We start from the raw sequence: 20558 nt of genomic DNA, 5'->3' as shown, positions 1-20558 counted from the left end.
CCGTTCGCATGGGTGCGAACCGCTCCCCGGACAGGAGCGGTTCGCACGTGGGGGTCCGCGCGGGGCGGGTCAGCTGTAGTCGAGACCGCCGGTTCGGGTGCGCTTCAGCTCGAACAGGTCGGGGTGGCCGGCCAGCACCCGGAAGCTGTCGAAGAGCCGGGCGGCGTTCTCGCCGCGCGGGATGGCGCGGAGGACCGGGCCGAACCAGGCGGTGCCGTCCACGTGGATCGTGGGGGTGCCGACGTATCCGCCCGCTTCGGGGTCCCGGCCGGCGTCGTGGCTGGCCCGGAGGGTCTCGTCGTGGGCGGGGTCGTGGGCCGCGGCGGCCAGTTCGGCGGGCAGGCCCGCCTCCGCGAGGGATTCGGCGACGACCTCGTCGAAGTCCTCCGCCTTCTTCTCGTGGATCCGGGTCCCGTACGCGGTGTACAGGTCCCGCAGCGCCTTCTGCCCGTGCCGGGCGGCGACCACCGCGGCGACCCGGGCCGGGCCGATCGACTTGTCGACGAGCGTGCGGTACCAGTCCGGGAGCTCGTTGCCCTCGTTGTGGAAGTAGAGGCTCATCGCGTGGAAGCGCAGCTCGACGTCGCGCTCGCGCTCGACCTCCAGCATCCATCGGGAGGTGATCCACGCGAAGGGGCACGCGGCGTCGAAGTAGAAGTCGACCTTCGCGGTCTGGACGGTACTGCTGGTCACGCGGCGTCTCCGGGGTTGACTGCGGCGAAGGACCTGCCCTGCGCCGACTGACGGTACTCGGACAAGGCAGCGTACTTCTCCCGGAGCTGACGCTTCAGCACTTTTCCGGTGACTCCCACCGGGAAGTCCTCCTGCGAGGCGGCGATCTCCAGGAATCCCAGCTCCGGATGGCCGGCGGCACGCAGCGCCTCGTTGGCGAGGAGCAGCAGCTTCTCCGGCTCCGCGGACCCGGCGGCGGTGACCACCGCGACGGGCACGACGGCCCCGCCGTCCCGGCCGGCCACCACCGCGACGTCCTCGACCTCGGGCACCCGGAGCAGCACGACCTCCTCCATGAAGACCGAGTAGCCGGTGCCGTGGGCGGTGTGGATGGCGTCGACCGCCCGGTCCACCAGGTAGAAGTCGCCGTTCTCGTCCCGGTACGCCATGTCGCCGGGCATCCAGTAGCCGGACATCCTGAAGGAGTAGGTGGTGGCCGAGTCGCCCCAGTAGCCGGGCGTCACCGCCGGGCCGCGGGCGGCCAGGTAGCCGACCTCGCCGGTGTCGGCGACCGAGCCGTCGGGGCGCAGGATCGCCACCTCGGCGACGCCGACCGGCTTGCCCGCGCACCGGTCGTTCGGCTTGTCCTCCAGCGTGTGGACCTGGAGCAGGCAGCCCCAGCCCAGTTCGGTGGTGCCCAGGCGGTCGAAGAACGCCGACGGGGGCAACTCGGCGCTGCGGCTCTTCAGCACCTTGTCGATGTGCGCGCGGTGCACCGCGTCGCCGATCGACACCCACACCTGCACGGAGTCGAGCTGACCCGGCTTCAGCTCGGCGGAGGCCAGCTCGGCGTAGCCGTGCGCGAAGGACATCACCGAGGTCGGCCGGTACTTCTCCACCGCGGCGGCCAGTTCGTCGCCCTTGCGGTCGCTCAGCGCCACGATCGGCGTGCCGCCGAGCACCGCGTACGTGGTGTAGGCGACGCATCCCAGGTGGGACTGCGGCAGCGCGGTCATCATCAGCGCGCCGGGCGTCTCGGTGTGGTCCACCAGGCGGAACCTGGGGCCCGCCACGATGGTGCTGTGGGTGTGGATGGTCGGCTTGGGGCGGCCGGTGGTCCCGGAGGAGTGCAGGATCACCACCGGGTCGTCGGCGTGGTGGTTCCAGTAGTCGCCGTCGGCGAGCCGCGCGGCCGGCGGCGCGGGCAGCTCCTCGGCCGTGCGGGTCCAGGCGATGCCGGGCAGCAGGGACATGTCGAGCAGCGCGAGCCGCTCCCGGTCCGCGTACAGGCCCACGGGAGCGGTCTGCTCCAGCAGCGACCGGGCGATCGGGCCGGTGGCGTTGCTGTTGATCAGTACGGCGACCGCGCCGATCTGCGCGATCGCGTAGTAGTGCACCGAGTACGCGAAGGAGTCCTCGAACCAGACCGCGACCCGGTCGCCCCGGCGCACGCCCTGGGCCAGGTAGTACACCGACCAGCTCTGGGCCAGGGCGTCGATGTCGTTGAGGCTGAGGTCGTGGGTCTTCTCGCCCGAGGTGGTGGTGATCGCCCGGTAGGAGTGGACGAACGGCAGCTCGGGACGGGGGTTGGCGGCGATGGCCGACCGCAGCAGGTTGCCACCGCCCACCGTGGAGTCGGCGGCCAGCTGCTCGCGCTGCTCGGGCGTCAGGACGGTCGCGGCGAACGTTGCCATGGGGTGCATCTTCCTTGTCAGAGGGATGTGAACATCCGCGCGCACAGGTCGCGGTAGTGCGGGGCGTGCTCGCCCAGTTGGCCCCGGAGCCGTCCGAGCAGGGCGGCGAAGTCCTCCTCGGAGCCGTGCTCCACCAGATCGGCCAGGACGCGCACCCCCTCGGCGAGTTCCCTGCGCACCGCCGCGGCCTCGGGGTTGGCCGCCTGGACGTCCCGGTAGACGGCGGGCGCCCCGGAGCTGATCCGGGCCAGGAGGGCGAGCAGCGCGTTGTGCGGGGGCGGGGCGATCTCGCGGATCCTCCCCATGTCGGGGCCGAGCCGGGTGAGGGCCAGTCCGAAGCCGAGTACGGCGGCGTGGGTGAGCGCCTGGGAGGCGCCGGCAAGCCGGTCGTGCTCGGCCGCGTCCATCGGCACCACCCTGGCGCCCCAGCTGCCGACCAGTTCCAGCAGGGGACCGACCCGGGGCCCGTCGTTGACCACGACGGCGGCCACCGGGCGGCCCTCGAACCCGAGGGCCGGGGCGAACATCGGGTTCAGGCCGACCGCCTGCACGGCCGGGGCGTGGGCCCGCAGGGCCGCGGTGACGGGCTGCTTGACGGACAGGGTGTCCACCAGCAGCGCGTCGGGCCGCAGCACTTCGGCCAGACCGGGGACGGCCGCCAGCGCGACGGCGTCCGGCACCGCGAGCACCACCAGGTCGGCATGGCCGAGGTCGGCCTCCAGGCGGGCGCCGGGAGCGGTGACGTCCCCGCGTACGTAGTGGGTGCCCGCGGGCTCCGCGCCCGGTTCCACGGTGTCGGCCACCGCCACCCGGGCGCCGCCGGCCAGCAGCCGCTCGGCGAACAGCCGGCCCACCGCGCCGGCGCCGCCGACCACCACACAGCGCCGGATCACGGCCGGCTCCCCGCGGGCTCCAGCGCGGTGGCGAGGACGGCGGAGACCACGGCACGGGACTTCACGGCCGTCTCCGCGTACTCCTCCTCCGGGTCCGACAGGGCGATGATCGCCCCGCCGACACCGAAGCTGAGCCGGTCCCCGGTCGCCACCAGGGTGCGGATGACGATGTTCAGGTCGGCCGCGCCGCTCAGCGAGAACCAGCCGATCGAGCCGGAGTAGACGCCTCGGGCGCCCTCCTCCAGCCGGTCGATGATCTCCATGGTGCGCAGCTTGGGGGCGCCCGTCATCGATCCGCCCGGGAAGGCCGCCCGCACGCAGGACACCGCCGACTCCCCGGGCCGCAGGGTGCCGCGGATGGTCGAGACCAACTGGTGCACCGGCGCGTAGGTCTCGACCCGGAACAGGGCGGGCACGTGCACCGAGCCGACCTCGCAGACCACGTTCAGGTCGTTGCGGATCAGATCGACGATCATCAGGTTCTCGGCGCGGTCCTTCTCCTGGGAGAGCAGGTCCTCGCGCAGTGCCGCGTCCTCGGCCGGGGTGGCCCCCCTCGGGCGGGTGCCCTTGATCGGCTTGGACTCGGCGACCCGGTCGGTGCCGATGGTGAGGAATCGTTCCGGCGAGGCGCTGAGCACCGCCACCCCGGGGAAGTCGAGCAGCGCGCCGTACGGCACGGGCGAGATCTTCCGCAGACAGGCGTAGGTGCGCAGCGGGTCGACCTCGGCCCTGAGTTCGACCGTGTTGGTCAGGCAGACCTCGTAGGTCTCGCCGTTGCGGATCTCCTCCAGGCTCTCGGCGATCCGGTCCAGGTAGGCCTGCTTGTCGTGCCGCAGTCCGACGATCGGCTCGGCCTCGGGGTCGGTCATGCCGGCACCGCGGAAACCGGCCGCCTCACCGCGCGGCCCGCCGTCCTTCCGGGGAAGCGCCAGCACGGCGGCCTCGGCGCGGTCGAGCCAGGCGACGGCCGCGGCGTGGTCCCCGTCCTCGGACAGGGCCAGCAGATAGGCGGCGCCCTCGGCGTGGTCGAGCGCGAGCATCCGGTCGGCGAACAGCACGGCGGCGTCCGGGGTCTCCGCCTTGTGCACCGCCTGGGCGCCCGCCTCGGCCTTCAGCTCGTAGCCGAGGTAGCCGACGTAGCCGAGGTTGAAGTCGAACGGCAGGCCCTCGGGCCGCGGGACGGCGCGCAGGCGCAGCTGCTCGTCGAGATAGTCGAAGAAGCCCTGCTGGACGAGTTCGCCCCCGCCGTCGCGGCAGCCCGGCCGGGTGATCCGGACGGTGCCGTCCTGGACCCGGTAGGTCACGTACTCCGCCAGCGGACCGGATCCGTCGCCGAGGAAGCTGAACCGGGACAGCCCGTCGATGACGCTGCTGCTGTCCAGCCAGAACGCGGTGCCGTGGTCGGTGAACAGCTCGCGGTACGCGGCCTCGGCCTCGGGCTCGGCGTCCACCCGGCGCACGTGCACCGTGTAGCGCGGCTCGCGCCGGCGGGCCGCGTGGTGGGCCATGGCCAGGTCGCGGAAGTTGGCGAGCAGCTCGCGGCCGTACTGGCTGCTGATGGATTCCGGGTGGAACTGGACGCCCCAGATCGGCAGCGTCCGGTGCCGCACGCCCATCACCACGCCGTCCCCGGTCCAGGCGAGGGCTTCCAGTTCGTCGGGGAGCGGGCCGGCCGCGAGCGAGTGGTAGCGGACCACGTCGTAGGGGCTGGGCAGGCCGGCGAAGATGTCGGTGCCGTTGTGCCGGACCGGGCAGACGCGGCCGTGCATGGGCTCCGGAGCGTGGACGACCTCGCCACCGAACAGGTGGCAGATGCCCTGGTGGCCGAGGCAGACGCCGAGCACCGGCAGGCCGCTCTCCAGGATCGCGCGCCGGCTGATGCCGAAGTCCCGCTCCCGGTCGGGGCGTCCCGGGCCGGGGGAGATGACGATCGCGTCGAAGTCCTCGAAGCGCAGCTCGGAGAAGTCGGCGCCGTTCCTCACCACCACCGGCGGGCGGCCGTTGGTCTCGCCCAGCAGCTGGTAGAGGTTGTAGGTGAAGGAGTCGTAGTTGTCGATCAGCAGAGTTCTCACGGTGCGGCCCCGATGACCACGTCCTCGACCCGGCAGGTCTCCTCGATGATCAGGTCGTAGAGCCTGCGCAGGAAGTCCTGGCTGATCCCGTGCTCCTCGCCGAAGCGGGCCGCGCGCTCCTGGACGAGCCTGATCCGATGCGGCTGCATCATCCGGACGTCGTTCTCGCGCTTGTGGTGCGCTATTTCCACGCAGGTCTCGATACGGGCGCGAAGTTCCTCGAGGAAACGCAGGTCTATGCTGTCGAGCTTCGCCCGGAGAATTTCGAGTCCATCATCGGACGGACTATCCAGCACGAACTCCCCCTTTGTTTTGCGCCTCTTGCCGAAGCCGCCGGAAAACAACTCCCTCGGCGCCCCGTTGACGGTCACGACTCTGCCGCCCGGCCCTCTCCGGTGCCACGGTCGCGATGGTTCGGATCCACGCAGTGCGTGAAGTTCCGGGGTTCATACAGCATCAAAAACGGTCAAAATCCTACCTAGTTGAGCGGTCAAGAGGGTGCGACGGGGGCCGTCGGAGCACAAAACCGGCCGAGAACCACCACCGCCGCCGGGCGACCCGGGCAACATCTCGCACCGTTTGCGGAAATCCATCCCGATATGCCCGGGCGGGCAATCGGACACCCGACACCCGAGCCGCTTGCCAAAAAGGCCAGGATGAACTCATAGTTTCGATTTATTCGGCGCATGGAAATCCATTCGGACGGGGGGCGTTGTGGAAATCCTGACCGCGGGCGGGCCGGTGGCTCCGGAGCGAGGAACAGACGAAGCACCGGGCCTTGTCGAACTGCTTTCGGCACAGGCCCGGAAGCGCCCCGACGACATCGCGGTGGAGTACCGGGACGAGACCCTCACCTTCGCGGAACTCGTCGGACGGGCCACGGAACTGGCGGCCGGCCTGAGGAGCCGCGGACTGCGCCGCGACGACTGCGTCGGGATCTTCCTCGAACCCTCCGCCGCCCTGCCCGTCGCCGTCTGGGGCGTCCTCTTCGCCGGAGCCGCCTACCTCCCCCTGTCACCGGACTACCCGGACGAGCGCATCCGCGCGATGGCCGAGGACTCCCGCGCCCCGGTGCTGCTCACCGAGGCGCCGCTCCGCGACCGGCTCGCCGCCCTCGCACCGCCCGGCACCGCCCTCGTCACCCCGGCCGAACTGGCCGCCGGCGCCCGCGCCGCCGCGGACGGCCCGGCCGGCGCACCCGCGCCCGCACCCGCACCCGCACCCGGCTCGCTCGCGCCCGGCGCACCCGCGACCGCGCCCACACCCACACCCACCGCACCGTCTCCCGGGGCACCCACACTCGCACCCGGCGTGCCCACCTCCCCCGCGCCCGCAGCACCGTCTCCCGGGGCACCCCCTCTCGCCGCACCGTCTCCCGGGGCACCCCCTCTCGCCGCACCCTCTGCCGGCTCCCCCGCGCCCGCCGCACCCCCTCCCGGCGCCCTCGCCTACGTCATCTACACCTCGGGCAGCACCGGCCGGCCCAAGGGCGTGATGGTCGAGCACCGCGCCATCGCGCACCAGATGCGCTGGCTGGCCCGTACGTACGGCCTCGGCCCGTCCAGTACCGTGCTCCAGAAGACGCCGATGAGCTTCGACGCCGCCCAGTGGGAGATACTCGCGCCGTGCCTCGGCAGCCGGATCGTGCCGGCCGCACCCGGTGCGTACCGCGACCCCGGAGCCCTGCTCGACACCGTCGTCCGGCACGGTGTGACCGTGATGCAGTGTGTGCCGACCCTGCTCCAGGCGCTGCTCGACACCGACCGGCTGCCCGACTGCGACACGCTGACCCAGGTGTTCTGCGGCGGGGAGGCGCTGTCCCGGCGACTCGCCCAGCGCTTCACGGAAACCCTGCACAAGTGCGAACTGGTCAACCTCTACGGGCCCACCGAGTGCACCGTCAACGCCTCCGCCTGCACCGTGGACCCGTCGTCGGTCGCCGACGGCCCGTCCGGCGTACCGATCGGCACCCCCGTGGACGGCCTGGCCTTCCATGTGCTGGACGAGCGGATGCGACCGGTCGCTCCGGGAGCGGTCGGCGAGCTCTACATCAGCGGCGTGCAGGTCGCCCGCGGCTACCGGCACCGCCCCGACCTGACGGCCGAGCGCTTCCTGGACAACCCGTTCTCCACCGACCCCGCGCACGCCGTGCTGTACCGCACCGGCGACCGGGTCCACCGGGAGGGCGGCACCTACCGGTTCGACGGCCGCGTGGACCGGCAGGTGAAGCTGCGCGGCTACCGGGTCGAGCTGGACGAGATACGACTCGCCATCGAGACCCACGACTGGGTCAGGAACGCCGCCGTGCTGGTCAAGGACGACCCCGCGTCCGGACACCGGAGCCTCGTGGCCTGCGTCGAACTCAGCCCGCGCGAGGCCGCCCTGATGGACCAGGGCAGCCACGACCGGCACCACGTCTCCAAGGCCGGCCGCTTCCAGGTGCGCGCCCAGCTCTCCGACGGCGGCTGCCGGGACACCGCCGACCTGGCCGGCCGCCACCGGGTCGACCTCCCCGGCCGCACCCCCACCGCCGAGCAGTGCCGACGGGTGTTCGCCCGCAAGACCTACCGCTTCTACGAGGGCGGCGAGACCCGCCCCGAGGAGCTGCTCGCCCTGCTCGCCGCCCGCACCCCCGGTGCCGCCCCGAGACGGCCCGAACAACTGCGGGCAGCCGAACTCGGCGCCGTCCTGCGCTACTTCGGCCAGTACACCAGCGACGAGCGGCTGCTGCCCAAGTACGGCTACGCCTCGCCCGGTTCGCTGTACGCCGCCCAGCTTTACCTGGAGGTCACCGGCCCGGACGGCTGCGCCGGCCTCGCCCCCGGCCACTGGTACTACCACCCGGTGGAGCACCGGGTGTACCTGATCGAGGCCGGGAGCGACGGACGCGACGGGCGCGGTGGGCCCGGCGGACACGACGGACACAGCGGGGGCGGCGGACACGGCGGGGACGACGGATGCGCCGCGGACGCCGGCGACGCGGGGCCGGGCGGGGAAGCGGGACCGGGCGGACCCGGTGGGGACGGCGGGCCTCGTGAGGACGGCGGACCCGGTGGGGACGGCGGGCCTCGTGAGGACGGCGGGCCTCGTGGGGACGGCGGGCCCGGGATCCGCTTCCACTTCGCCGGCCGGCGGGGAGCGATCGCACCGGTGTACCGCAACAACGTCCAGGAGGTCCTGGAGATCGAGGCCGGGCACATGGCCGGCCTGCTCGAGGAGGTGCTCCCCGCCTACGGTCTGGACATCGCCGAGGCCCCGCACACGCCCGGCTCGATGCGCCGTCTGCACTGCGCCGAGGAGGACCACTACCTCGGGGCCTTCGATCTGGTCCCGTACCGCGCCGACCGCCCGGACGTCCCCGTGGACGTGTATCTGCAGGTCCACCCCGGCCGGGTGCCCGGCATGGCGGCCGGCCAGTACCACCACACCGGCGGTGCGCTGGAGCGGATCGCGGACGAGCTGGTACTCAAACGGCATGTGATCGCCATCAACCAGCAGGTGTACGAGCGCGCCGCGTTCGGCATCACGCTGGTCAGCCCGGCCCCGGAGCACCCTCGGTCCTACCTCGACCTGGGACGCCGGCTCCAGCGGCTCCAGATGAACGGCGCCGGCTTCGGCTTCATGCCCTCCGGGTACAGCTCCAGGACCGGCCACGACCTGCCCGCCGCCAGGCGGATGGAGGCCGTGCTCCGGGCCGCCGGGCGACCCACGGGCCCCTCGTACTTCTTCGTCGGCGGCCGGGTGAGCGCCGGACAGCTCGCCCACCGGGGCATGCGCGAGGACAGCGTGCACATGCGGGGGCCCACCGAGATGATCAGGGCCGACCTGGTGGAACTCCTGCCCGACTACATGGTGCCGCACCGCCTGGTGGTCATGGACCGGCTACCGCTGACCGCCAGCGGAAAGGTCGACCTCCGGGCACTGGAGTCCGCGCCGGAGACGGACTTCGCGACCGCGGGCCGTCCCTTCGTCGCACCGAGCACCACCACCGAGCGGATCGTCCGCGACCTGTGGCAGGCCGGTACGGGGCAGCAGGCCGCCTCCATACGCGACGACTTCTTCGAGTGCGGCGGCAACTCCCTCATCGCGGTCGGCCTGGTGAACCGCGTCAACCGCCGGTTCGGCTGCGCGCTGCCGCTCCAGGTGCTGTTCGAGTCCCCGACCATCGAGGAACTGGCCCGGCGGGTCGACGGACAGCGGGGCGCCTCCTCCTCCAGGCTGGTACCACTGGGCGCCGCCCGCGCCGGCCGGCCGGTGTACTGCTGGCCGGGCCTCGGCGGCTACCCGATGAACCTGCGCCCCCTGGCCCGCCGGCTCGACGCCGGCCGGCCGTTCCTCGGCATCCAGGCCCACGGCGTCAACGCGGGCGAGCAGCCGTACGCCACGATCACCGAGATGGCGGGGCGCGACGTGCGGGCCATCACCGAGGTCCAGCCGAACGGCCCGTACACCCTGTGCGGCTACTCCTTCGGCGCGCGGGTGGCCTTCGAGACCGCCCATCTGCTGGAGCGCGAAGGCCACCGGGTCGACCGGCTGCTCCTGCTGGCCCCGGGCTCACCGAAGCTCCGCACGGCGGGCAGCGGCCGCGCCTCGTACACCGACCCGGCCTATCTGACCATCCTGTACTCGGTCTTCGCGGGGGCCGTCACCGGACCCGGCCTCGAGGCCTGCCTGCGGGCCACCACGGACGAGGAGAGCTTCGTCTCGCACCTGACCGGGCACTTCGACGGCCTGGACCGGGAAATGGTCCGCCGGATCACCGCGGTGGTCCGACAGACCTACGACTTCGGCTACACCTTCGGCGAACTGCGGACCCGGCGCGTCGAAGCACCGGTGACCGTCGTGAAGGCGGCCGGCGACGACTACTCGTTCCTCGACGGCAGCACCGGCTGGTCGGCCACCGAGCCACGGGTCCACCAACTCGGCTCCGGCCACTACGACATCCTGCGCGAGCCCGGCGTGGCGGAACTGGCCCGCCTGATCGGCCCCCTCCTCGCCCGCACGGACTGACGGGCGGGCCCCACCCGCACGGGCCGGCCGGCCCGCCCCGCAACGCCCGCACGGACGGGTCGGCCGCCCTACATCGCCCGCACGGACCGGCCGGCCGGCCGAACGGAATGCAAGCCGGCCGACCGAACGGAACAGCCAACCCACCGATCGGAACGGCCAGTCAGCCGGGGACAGCGGACCGCGGACCGCGGACCGGCATCAGCCACACCCGGACCACCTCACACCCAACCAGGGAGACCAACGTGCCGCACGTCAACATCAAGCACTTCCCCACTCCGGTCGGCGAGGAGCAGTCGGCCCGCCTGGTCGCCGCGATCACCGCGGCCCTGACGGAGAACCTCGGCTGCACCGAGGACGCCGTGTCCATCGCCCTGGAGCCCGTGGACCCGTCCGAGTGGAACGAGCGGGTCTACCGCCCGGAGGTGGTGGAGCGGCGCGCACTGCTGCACAAGCAGCCGAACTACTGAAGCGCCGAGGCACCGAAGCGCTGAGGCACCGAGGCGCCGAAGCGCCGAAGCGCCGAACTACTGAGGCACCGAAGCACCACGTCGCTGACGCACCGAAGCCCCGCGCCGCCGGAACCCGGGTCCGGCGGCGCGGGGCCACTTCCCGGGTGCTCAGATCTGCTTGCGGAACACCTCGGCGGCCGCCAGGAAGACGTCGTTGCCCTCCGCCTCGCCGATCGAGACCCGTACGCCCTCGCCCTCGAAGGGACGGACCGCCACGCCGGCCTCGGCGCAGGCCGCGGCGAAGTCCAGGCTCCGGTCGCCGAGCCGCAGCCAGACGAAGTTGGCCTGGGAGTCGCCGACCGTCCAACCCTGTGACCGCAGTGCGGCGGTGACCCGCGTCCGCTCCCCTACCAGCGCCTCCACCCGCTCCAGCAGCGCCTTCTCGGCGCGCAACGAGGCGACGGCGGCGTCCTGGGCGAGCTGGCTGACGCCGAACGGGACGGCCGTCTTGCGCAGCGCGGCGGCGACCGGCTCGTGCGCGATCGCGAAGCCGACCCGCAGGCCGGCCAGACCGTACGCCTTGGAGAAGGTGCGCAGCACGCAGACGTGGGGGCGGTCGCGGTACAGGTCGATGCCGTCGGGCACCGCGGCGTCTCGGGCGAACTCGAGGTACGCCTCGTCCAGGACGACCAGGACGTGTGCGGGGACGGCGTCCAGGAAGCGGACCAGCTCGTCGCGGCGCAGTGCGGCGCCGGTCGGGTTGTTCGGGTTGCAGACGAAGACCACCCGGGTGCGGTCGGTGACCGCGGCGAGCATCGCGTCGAGGTCGTGCGCCCCGTCGGCGGTGAGGGGGACGGGCACGGGGACGGCGCCGCAGATCCGGGTGACGACCGGGTACGCCTCGAAGGAGCGCCAGGCGAACACGACCTCGTCGCCCTCCCCGGCCATGGCGAGCACCAGGGACAGGGTGACGCCGACCGAGCCGGGTCCGGTGACGACGTGCCCGGCGGGGACGCCGAAGTGCCGCGCCAGCTCGGTGGTGAGTTCGCCGACGGCCATGTCGGGGTAGCGGTTGCAGCCGCCCGCCGCGGCGACCGCGGTCTCCAGCACCCCGGGCAGCGGCGGGTAGGGGTTCTCGTTGGCGGACAGGACGAAGGAGCCGGCGTAGTCCGGCTTCCCGGGGCGGTGGGCCGAGAGGGCGTCCAGATTCGGCCGCGGCCGGGGGCCGTGCTGACGGTCGGTCACAGGGTTTCTGCCTTTCTCACAACGGGCGTGCGGGCGGTCGGCGGGGCGCTCACCCCGGTACGGACGGGTTGAGGCGCGAACCTCCGCCGCCGCCACCCGGTCCCCTGCCGAGGGCGCGGTCGACGAGCGGCCCCGCGGCCCCGGTGTACCCCTCGGGGTCCAGCAGGGTGGCGAGTTCACCGTCGGCGAAGACGTCCTTCAGCTCGGGCAGCCCGCCGAGGATCTCGGCCAGCGGACGGCCCTCGCGGTCGGCCAGGACGGACGCCCGGGTGAGGCACCGGCGGGCGGTCGCCTTGCCGACCCGGGGCGCGAGGACGGCGGCGACCCGCTCCGTGACGAGCCGGCTGCCGGTCAGGTCGAGATTGGCGCGCATCCGCTCCGGCCGGACGGTCAGGCCCTCCGCCAGCTCCACCGCGGTGTGAGCGGCGCCGCCCGCCAGCCGGAGGCACTCGCGCAGCAGCAGCCACTCGGCGTGCCAGGCGCCCCCCGACCGCTCGTCCTCGGTGGTCAGGCACTGGGTCAGACCGGCCGCCAGCACGGGGACCTGCAACGCGGCGGAACGGATCAGCGTCGCCAGCACCGGGTTGCGCTTGTGCGGCATGGCGGACGAGGCCCCGCGGCCCGCCGGAGCGGGTTCGCAGGCCTCCGCCACCTCGGTGCGGGCCAGGACCTGCACGTCCACGGCGAGCTTCCCCAGGGCCGCCGCGGTGTGGGCCAGCGCGGCGGCCAGGTCGGCGATCGGGGTACGCAGCGCGTGCCACGGCAGGAGGGGCCTGGACAGCCCCGTCTCCTCCGCGTAGGCCGCGGTGAGCCGGTCGAGGTAGTCGCCGACCTCGTGGCCGGGGACGCCGCCGTCGACCTTCGCGTACTCCAGGTATCCGGCCAGCGTCCCGGCGGCGCCGCCGAGCGCCACCGGCAGCCCGTGGTCGAGGACCCGCTCCAGCCGCTCGGCGGACTCCAGTACCAGCTGGCGCCAGCCCGCCGCCTTGAGGCCGAAGGTGGTGGGCACGGCGTGCAGGGTGAGGGTGCGGCCGGCCATCGGGGTGTCGCGGTGCTCCCGGGCGAGAGAGGCCAGGGCGTCGGCCGTGCGGCGGAGGTCGGCGAGAACGAGCCGCAGCGTCCGGGCGGCGACCAGCATGGTCCCCGTGTCCAGGATGTCCTGGCTGGTGGAGCCGCGGTGGACGTACTCGGCGGCGGACGGGTCGTCGGCGGCGACGGCGGAGGTGAACGCCTGGACCAGGCCGACCACCGGGTTGGCGGTCTCCCGGGCGGCCAGGGCCAGGGTCCGGGCGTCCAGCCGCTCGGCACGCGCGGCGGAGCTGATCGCCGCGGCGGCGGACGCGGGCAGCGTGCCGAGCCGGGCCTGGGCCCTGGCCAGGGCCGCTTCCGCGTCGAGCATCGCCTGGAGCCATGCCCGGTCCCCGGTGGCCGCCTCCACCGGGGTGCCGGCCCGCACCGGGGAGAGCAGTCCCGCGTCGATCCCGTGGTCGTTCATGCCACGGCCTCCCCGGCGTCGGCGAGGGCGAGGGCGTCGGCGTCGGCACGGTCACGGGCGGCAGCGTCGGCACCGTCACGGGTATCGGCGTCGGCGTCGGCGTCGGCGTCGGCACGGGCGGCAGCGTCGGCACCGTCACGGGTATCGGCGTCGGCGTCGGCGTCCGCGTCGGCACGGTCACGGGCGGCAGCGTCCGCGTCGGCACGGTCACGGTCACGGTCACGGGCGTCGTCCGCCAGCAGGGTGAGCACGGCGGCGGCGATCGCGTCGGAGTCCTCGACGGTGACCGAGCCGACACCCGGCCGGATGCCGGCCGCGGTGACCCAGTGCACCGATTCGGTCGGCACACCGTGCACGAACCGGCGCGGATGAGCGCGGCCCTCGGCGTCGAGGGGGTGGTACGGCCGGCCCGAGACCGAGACGGCACCGGTCTCGTACTCGTTGCCGCACTCACCGAGGATCCGGTAGGGCACGTACTGCCCGGTCGTCAGCAGATGGCGCATCAGCCGGTCGCCGGTACGCCGCAGGTCCGGCTCGGGCAGCCGCGACTCGACCAGCGCCCCGGCCCGGTGCCGCTGCCCCGGTATCCGCCGGGAACCCACCTCGAAGGCGGCGCCGCCTCCGTCGTCGACGACCGTCTCGACGACCACACCGGGGCCGATGATCTCGACCGTCCCGGCCTCGACGAGGGCGATGAGCTCCTCGATCCTGGAGGTGGGCGGGCCGATCGACAGGAAGGCGTTGAGCGGGGTGTACCAGCGCTCCAGCTCGTCCCGGTGGGAGTTCGCCTCCAGCCCGCCATGGTCGACCGCCAGACGGATCTCGTTGCGCAGGTCGCGCAGCACGTCGAGGGCCGCCTTGAGCGGGCCGCTGACGTTGCCCTCCCTGGCCGCGGCGACGTCCCGGCGGAGGTACGCCAGCAGCCAGTCGCGGAAGTCCTCCGCGGTGGCGAACTCCCGCTCCCCGTAAGGCCGGGAGATCCGGTCCCAGTCCCAGCGCTCGGCGGAGGCGACCCCCGCCGCGTCGAGCAGCCGGTCCCTCTCCGCCGCGTCCCCGGCCAGCAGGAAGCGGTCGGTGAAGGCGGTCAGCTCGTCCGCGTCCACCCGGTCGGCCAGCAGGGCCGCGTAGTAGACGCTCTCCACCTCCGCGGTGATCAGGGGCCACAGGTGGGTGCCGAACCGGATCCACTCGCCCTCGGCCGCGAGCGCCCGCAGTCCGTCCGCCTTCTCGACCGTCAGCAGCCTCGGCAGATACCGCCCGTAGGCGCCCTTCTCGTTCTCACCCCGGGCGTGGTACGGGACGCCGCGCCGGGATCCGGCCAGGATGCGCGGCTCCCGCCCGGACGGGTGGTAGACGAGCCGGTCGTCGACCCGCGCGAACGAGCCGCCCCGCCCGGTGGTCAACAGGGCCATGTGGTCGAAGAAGTTGAGACCGAGACCGCGCAGCACCACACTCTCGCCCGGCCCTATCCGGGAGTGGTCCGTGTCGGCCGGGTTGGCCGGACGGAGGTACACCAGACCGTGCTCGGCGGCGAAGGCCCCGAGCCGCTGCTCCTCGGCGGTGGCACGGACCGGCACATGGCCCTGCGCCAGCACCACCGCGTCCAGGCCCGGCAGCCGGGTGCCGTCGGCGAGCAGCAGCGTCTGGCGTCCACCGTGCACACCGGACTCGTCGTCCAGCGCGACCGCGACCTCCCGGTGCACCCGGATCTCCAGATGCCCCGGCGCGTCGGCGGCCAGCGTCCGGAACACCCAGTCCAGGTAGTGCCCGTAGAACGCACGGCTGGGATAGTCGTCCGGGCCGAGGCGGCGGGCCTCCTCAAGGGCGTCCGCTCCCCCTTCCCCGGGGACGGGGATCGTACCGGCCGCCACGTCCCGGGCCCACTCGTGGAGGCTGGGCCCGTCCTCGACCGGTCCGACCAGGTTCACACTGGCGTCGGCGAACACGGTGACCTGGGAGGCCACGGTGTTCATCAGCAGTTCCCGGGACTGGTCGGTGCGCCACACCCGGCCGGGGCCCGGTGGGTGCGGGTCGACCACATGGACCGTGAGACGACTCGCGGACGGGGACTTCCGCTCCTGGGCGAGCAGGCGCTCGAGGACCGAGAGTCCACGGGGGCCGGCCCCGACGATGGCGACGGCCGACGTACTGCTTGACCTGCTGCTTGACCTGCTGCTTGACGTACTGCTTGACCTGCTGCTTGGCGTGCTGCTCTTCACGGGCGTTCTCCGCTCGACGGTGGAGGGGAAGAGGGAGGAGAGGAAAGGGAAGGTGGCGGGCGAGGGGGAGACGAGGGGAGGGAGACCGGTCCCACGGCCGGATGCGGGGGAATACGTACGGGCACGCCCACCCCCTCCACCGCCGCACAGGCCGGGCGCCGGCGACGCGTGGTGGCGGCGGTCCGCAGGAAGACTCCGGGAGGGCGGAGACAAGGCGGAACCGTTAGGCGGCGCGGCGCGGCGCGGCGGGACGTCGGCAGAGGCGCGGCGCCGGAGGCGGAGCCGCCGCCGGCACGGCCCGCGCCCGCGAGCCCCCGCAGGCCGCTGCCGCCGAGGACGCCGGCACGGGAACGCGGTGCTGCGCGGACACGCCTGCCCGCCCCGCCGCGGAGGCGGACGGGGCCGGTGCCGCCCCGGACAGGGCGGGCGCCGAAGCCCTCCGGTCCGCGCCGGGTCCCGGACTTAGCGGAGCGGGCTGGGGATGAGGCTCTGGATCACGTCCGCGCGGACCAGGCACTCCTCCGCACCGCGTGCCGAAGCCCTCAGCATGGCGGTGTCGGCCGCTGCTGCGGTGTCTCGCAGACTGCGGCCGGACTCCCCGAGCGCCATCGGTTTCCCCCAGTGGAAGATCTGCCGTCACGGCCCCTCGCGGGACACCGCGCAAGGGTGCCCGCGGGCCGGAAACTGTCGTCACAACCTCTGACAGCAACTATGGGAAGGCGCACCGGTCTCGGACAAGGCAGCCAATCCCTCGGATCGGCGCACTGCCGGGAAGCGAAGGATGTAAAGGGGGACAGAGTCGAGCGAAAGCCGCGTACGCGGACGCGTTTCGTCTCACCGGGGCGGGTCGTGCCCCGCGAAGGTGCACCAGCGCGGTGCCACGACCCGTCACCCGAACAAGCGCCCACCGGACACCCGCCCGGCCCAATTCGTCATTGATATGGACCATGCGTGTTGCCGGAGAAACACCGGCGGACCAGTCTTTCCCTCGCCGCAACAAGGCGGCGGAAAGACAAGACGGAGAGTCCTCATAATGAAGAACGCCGCTCACGGAATCGGGATGCGATCCCGCCGCGCCCGACTGACCGCGCTCGCCTCATGCGCACTGGCCCTGTCCCTTGGAATTGCCACACCTGCGACGGCGGCTCAGGCGACCACCGAGCGCCCCACGGTGTCGAGCAGCCCGGATCCCGGCACCGAAGGCTGCGGAAAGGATCCGAAGCGCGGCTGCAAGCAGCAGGTCGACGTCGGCGCGAGCGTCTTCCGCGACCAATCACCTCAGACCGTCCCGTCCAGCACCCTGACGCGGGTCCTGTTCGACCAGGCCCTGTACGACACGGACGCGATGTTCGACCCGGCGAACTCGACTCTCGTCGTCAACACACCCGGCCGCTACCTCCTCACCGCGAACGTCTCCTGGGGCAACCTCACCGTCGGCGGCAACCGAGCCCATGACGTGTTCCTCGCGGTCAACGGCGGCGTCGTCGCGTTCAACGAGCAAAGGGCGGTCTCCAGCTTCGCGACACAGGCCGTCACCACCGTCATCGAACTGGACGAAGGCGATGTGATCTCGGTCGAGTTGTTCCAGAACACGGGGAACGACGCCATCTCACAGACGGTCGTCGGCAACAACGACGACCCCCTGGCCCCGGTACTCCAGGCAGAACTGCTCGAACCCGGAGACCCGGCCTAGAGTCATCCGTCGGCGACGGGGCGGACGGCTCGCAGCGGCTCCCGGAAGAACGGATCCGGACACCCGACACCCGCCGCACGACATCCCGTCGACGCGGGCGAGCAGAACAGGGCCGAGGCCGCTTCCCGCGGCGGCGCGCTCCGCGTCCAGCCCGTCCCCACCCCATTCTTCACCACCCGCCACCACCGTCCTTCGCCCACCACCCACCACCCACCACCCTCATCTCCCCCGGCCCGGCAAGCGGCGGTGCGGGCGCGGGATGCCCGAGAGGGGTTGTCAGGCCTCCCGCCACGCCCGAACGGGGGCGCCGGCCTGAGCTGACAGACCGCCCACCGGCGGGACCGAGCAGCTCCTGCCGCAGCTCCGAGACGCCCCACCGCACCACCGGGTGCGACGGCCAGGCGGGAGAGGCCCTGCGGGACCTGCCCGCCACCGCCGGTGCGGCCGGGGTGCGGCCGGGGTGCGGCCGGGGTGCAGCCGGCGCCCACCCCGCCCGCACCGGAGCGCGTGCCCCGCCGCCGCCTGGTGACACGGCACACCTCGGCTGCGGACGGACACCGCGCGGGACGGCGGGCGGACCGGGCGGACCGAACCGCCGGGCGCGGATGACTTCTACGGGTTCGCGGAGTCGCCTTGCCGCACGGTCTACCTCGACGCCCCGCATCATCGGCGCCCTGCTCGACCTCGCCGCCGAGGTATGGGCCGACCTCCCCCACTCTGCCGCCGACCTCACCGAACGTCCTCGGCTCGCCGGTTTCGCCGAGCTGCTCCACGCTCTCGACCGGGTCACAGGCTGGCGCAGCCTCGATGCGTTCAACGGGGCGCAGAATGCCTTGAACGACTCCGTCCTCGGCGGTCACCCAGTCGCCGGCGTGCTGCGCGACTGGACAGCCTCTCCTGCCTTCCCACCCGGCGGATGGCAGGGAACCATGGGCGAGCTGCACCGGCAGCTCAGCAGCGACGGCCGAGGCTTTGCCGAGGGATGGCCCAAAACCCCTGCCGTGCTGAGCGCCCGGGTCGCGCCTTGTGCACGGGCGCGCGCGAACACCGCAGGGCACTGCCACCCACCCTCGAATCGTCGGGGCGCATCCGGTTCCCCCTCCCTCGGGCGCATAGGGGGCGCGCTTGGGAGAAGGCTCCCGCGACCGGTCGCTGCGCCTTACGCGCGCCGGAGTAGCTCAGTGAAGGTCGAGCAGCATCACGTCGTGCAGGTCCGCGCCCGCCCATGGGCGCGCGTCGCCGATCTTGCGGTATCCCCACGCTCGGTACGCGGCCACGGCTGCCTTGCTGTCCGGGTGGACGTTGAGCAGGACCCGCTCGGCCTCGGTGCCTTCGAGGACGGCATCGTGCAGACGGCGGGCGATGCCCTGCCGGCGCCATGGGGCACGTACGGCGAGTTCCATCAGACCGAACGTCCGGCGGCCGTCCTCGCGCCGCATCTCGTCGGGCACGGGCGCGGTCAGTTGGTCCCACCAGCCCGTCTGCGGCCCGAGAGGGTAGCCGTACGCCATGCCGACAGCCTCGCCGTCCGAGGCGCTCGCCAGGGCGCCGCGGAAGGTGGCCTTGCGGGTCTGGGAACGGAAGCGGCGGAACGCGGCTGCGACGTCGGTCTCGGTCTCGTCGTAGGGCGGCTCGGCGAACGCATCGGCGTAGACCAGGCGGAACGCTTCCTCGGCCCTGGCGGCGGCCGGCCCGTCGAGCCGCTCGACGCTGGGCGGTGCTGGTTGACTCATCCGGCGGCCCTCTCACACGGTTTCGCGGATCCGTGCCACGCATTCGCGGGCGGTTGGGCTGTCGACTACCCCGGCCGCCCGCTGGAAATCGTGCACCTTGCCCAGCAGTCGGGGCGAGGCGATGCCTCCCCAGGTATCCAGCACGCCGCCCACCTCGGCGCACGCCTCGTCGACCTCCCCCGCGGCGAGGAGGACGCCGGCGAGCTTGACGCGGTACGAGGCGCTGTTCCGGGCGAGTCCACCGCCAATGCCGCGCACGGCCGCCCGGAGGAACGGCACTGCGCGCTTGGGCTGGTCCGCTCGTACGTACATGTCCGCCGTGGCGTAGTCGACCTCGAACGGGCCCACGAACCCGGCCCAGTTGGGCACGTCCGCGTCGGCGTCCGCGCGCCCCTGGTAGCTGACGGCACGGGACAGGGCGCGGCGTGCGCCCGACAGGTCCCCAGCGTGTGTGGCGACGTTCGCGTCGCGGAGCGCGATCACGAGGTGCACCGTCGCACCCGCCCCTGCTCGGGTTGCAAGGCGGTAGGCGTTCTCCACGGCACTCGCAGCCTCCCAGGACCGGCCGGCCCTGACCGCGAGGAGTACGAGCGTCTCCAGCACGGAGACCTGTAGCAGCGGGTTGTCGACGAGCTGCGCCGCGGCGAGGGCTTCCATACATGCGGCGCGACCCTCCGCGATGCGTCCGCCGTCGTAGCCGTACCAGGCCCGGTGACCGTGCAGCTCGGCGAGCATCGTCTGTAGCTCACGGCCCACGCCGGAGGTGTACGAGGCGCTGCTCAGGGCTCGCGTGATCTCCGCCTCGATACGCTCGGCCTGCGTGCCCGCCGGCACGCTGCCCGCGGTGTGGTCTGTCTGGTAGAGCCCGTCGAGGTGCTCTCTCAGCCGCCCGAGATCGGCCGTGCCGATGCGTGGGCCCGGCGCGGCGGGCAGCAGGGCAGCGGCAGCGAGGGCGCCCGCGTCTGCGACGAACGTTCTCCTCTTCACCTCTCCGGCGTCGCTGATCGGTGCCGCAACCGTCACGCGATGACCGGGGACGTCGAACCCCATCTCGGCGAGGGGCATGCCGAACATGGCCTCAAGTACGGCTTGCCGGCCCGGGTGCGGTAGGGGCGGGGGCGTCTCGCTCTCCCACCGTCGCAGTTGGCGAACGCTCACCGCCGCGGCTACACCGAGCCGGGCGGACTCCTGCCGGAACGCATTGACGAACGTCTCCTGCGTGTGGCCGGCAGCCCGCCGTAACCGTGCCAGCCCGCCCGACTCCTGTTCCGTCATGCGCGTCCCCCTCGCAGCTACTGGTCGTGTACCCACCGTAGAGATCTGGCCCCGGGACTCGGGCGCGGAAACGTCCGCCCAAACGTCCGGTGCCCACTCGCCCATGAC

Annotated in this window: 14 protein-coding genes; 3 read left to right on the top strand and 11 right to left on the bottom strand. The window is 73.0% G+C overall.

Going from position 1 to position 20558, the window contains the following annotated elements:
- Positions 1-69 precede the first annotated feature (69 nt).
- Genes DDQ41_RS19530 through DDQ41_RS19510 form a run of 5 tightly spaced genes read right to left on the bottom strand, consistent with a single transcriptional unit; the run spans position 70 to position 5627 of the window.
- Positions 70-693, bottom strand: coding sequence for a mycothiol-dependent nitroreductase Rv2466c family protein (locus DDQ41_RS19530; protein ID WP_109295634.1), 624 nt, complete (start codon positions 691-693; stop codon positions 70-72).
- On the bottom strand, positions 690-2366 hold the full coding sequence (locus tag DDQ41_RS19525; RefSeq protein ID WP_109295633.1) for a class I adenylate-forming enzyme family protein: 1677 nt from the start codon (positions 2364-2366) through the stop codon (positions 690-692). Before DDQ41_RS19525 ends, DDQ41_RS19530 begins: the two co-directional genes overlap by 4 nt.
- A 17-nt stretch (positions 2367-2383) precedes the next feature.
- Positions 2384-3259 (bottom strand): prephenate dehydrogenase, encoded by an 876-nt coding sequence (locus DDQ41_RS19520; protein ID WP_109295632.1) that lies wholly within the window; start codon positions 3257-3259, stop codon positions 2384-2386.
- Entirely contained in the window at positions 3256-5331 is a 2076-nt protein-coding gene (gene pabB / locus DDQ41_RS19515; protein ID WP_109295631.1) for an aminodeoxychorismate synthase component I, read from the bottom strand. Before pabB ends, DDQ41_RS19520 begins: the two co-directional genes overlap by 4 nt.
- A complete protein-coding gene (locus DDQ41_RS19510) occupies positions 5328-5627 on the bottom strand; it encodes a chorismate mutase family protein (RefSeq protein WP_245991505.1) in 300 nt (99 codons plus the stop codon). Before DDQ41_RS19510 ends, pabB begins: the two co-directional genes overlap by 4 nt.
- A 418-nt stretch (positions 5628-6045) precedes the next feature.
- Between DDQ41_RS19510 and DDQ41_RS19505 the strand changes: the two genes are divergently transcribed.
- Positions 6046-10341 carry a non-ribosomal peptide synthetase family protein gene (locus tag DDQ41_RS19505; protein WP_109295630.1) on the top strand — a complete coding sequence of 1432 codons (4296 nt, stop codon included), beginning with the start codon at positions 6046-6048 and terminating at the stop codon, positions 10339-10341.
- A gap of 242 nt (positions 10342-10583) precedes the next feature.
- Positions 10584-10808 carry a tautomerase family protein gene (locus tag DDQ41_RS19500; RefSeq protein ID WP_109295629.1) on the top strand — a complete coding sequence of 75 codons (225 nt, stop codon included), beginning with the start codon at positions 10584-10586 and terminating at the stop codon, positions 10806-10808.
- Between the two features lie 150 nt (positions 10809-10958).
- Here DDQ41_RS19500 and hisC read toward each other — a convergent pair whose 3' ends face one another.
- The 4 genes from hisC to DDQ41_RS31385 form a co-directional block, all read right to left on the bottom strand.
- Positions 10959-12035, bottom strand: a complete 1077-nt coding sequence (gene hisC, locus DDQ41_RS19490; RefSeq protein WP_109295628.1) for a histidinol-phosphate transaminase — start codon at positions 12033-12035, stop codon at positions 10959-10961.
- Between the two features lie 49 nt (positions 12036-12084).
- On the bottom strand, positions 12085-13530 hold the full coding sequence (gene pcaB, locus DDQ41_RS19485; protein WP_109295627.1) for a 3-carboxy-cis,cis-muconate cycloisomerase: 1446 nt from the start codon (positions 13528-13530) through the stop codon (positions 12085-12087).
- Positions 13527-15662 carry an FAD/NAD(P)-binding protein gene (locus DDQ41_RS19480; protein ID WP_262508673.1) on the bottom strand — a complete coding sequence of 712 codons (2136 nt, stop codon included), beginning with the start codon at positions 15660-15662 and terminating at the stop codon, positions 13527-13529. Before DDQ41_RS19480 ends, pcaB begins: the two co-directional genes overlap by 4 nt.
- Before the next feature lie 549 nt (positions 15663-16211).
- Positions 16212-16358, bottom strand: a complete 147-nt coding sequence (locus tag DDQ41_RS31385; RefSeq protein WP_162602706.1) for a hypothetical protein — start codon at positions 16356-16358, stop codon at positions 16212-16214.
- 424 nt (positions 16359-16782) lie between these two features.
- On the opposite strand from DDQ41_RS31385, the gene DDQ41_RS19475 reads away from it, so the two are divergent.
- Positions 16783-17442: a C1q-like domain-containing protein gene (locus DDQ41_RS19475; protein ID WP_162602705.1), complete on the top strand. Its 660-nt coding sequence runs from the start codon at positions 16783-16785 to the stop codon at positions 17440-17442.
- 1178 nt (positions 17443-18620) lie between these two features.
- On the opposite strand, the gene DDQ41_RS19470 is transcribed toward DDQ41_RS19475, so the two are convergent.
- Positions 18621-19175 carry a GNAT family N-acetyltransferase gene (locus DDQ41_RS19470; RefSeq protein WP_109295624.1) on the bottom strand — a complete coding sequence of 185 codons (555 nt, stop codon included), beginning with the start codon at positions 19173-19175 and terminating at the stop codon, positions 18621-18623.
- 12 nt (positions 19176-19187) lie between these two features.
- Complete coding sequence (locus DDQ41_RS19465) at positions 19188-20249, bottom strand: hypothetical protein (protein WP_245991506.1); 1062 nt, start codon at positions 20247-20249, stop codon at positions 19188-19190.
- Between the last annotated feature and the right edge of the window lie 309 nt (positions 20250-20558).

The organism is Streptomyces spongiicola (assembly GCF_003122365.1).
GTDB classification, from domain to species: Bacteria; Actinomycetota; Actinomycetes; order Streptomycetales; family Streptomycetaceae; genus Streptomyces; species Streptomyces spongiicola.
Note: the sequence above shows the minus strand (reverse complement) of the source record. Positions and strands in the feature narration are given on the sequence as shown.

Excerpts from the sequence above, each read along its gene's own strand:
- DDQ41_RS19525 (WP_109295633.1), bottom strand. The coding sequence starts at position 2,366 with ATGGCAACGTTCGCCGCGACCGTCCTGACGCCCGAGCAGCGCGAGCAG.
- pcaB (WP_109295627.1), bottom strand. The coding sequence starts at position 13,530 with ATGAACGACCACGGGATCGACGCGGGACTGCTCTCCCCGGTGCGGGCC.
- DDQ41_RS31385 (WP_162602706.1), bottom strand. The coding sequence starts at position 16,358 with ATGGCGCTCGGGGAGTCCGGCCGCAGTCTGCGAGACACCGCAGCAGCG.
- DDQ41_RS19475 (WP_162602705.1), top strand. The coding sequence starts at position 16,783 with ATGAAGAACGCCGCTCACGGAATCGGGATGCGATCCCGCCGCGCCCGA.
- DDQ41_RS19470 (WP_109295624.1), bottom strand. The coding sequence starts at position 19,175 with ATGAGTCAACCAGCACCGCCCAGCGTCGAGCGGCTCGACGGGCCGGCC.
- DDQ41_RS19465 (WP_245991506.1), bottom strand. The coding sequence starts at position 20,249 with ATGTTCGGCATGCCCCTCGCCGAGATGGGGTTCGACGTCCCCGGTCAT.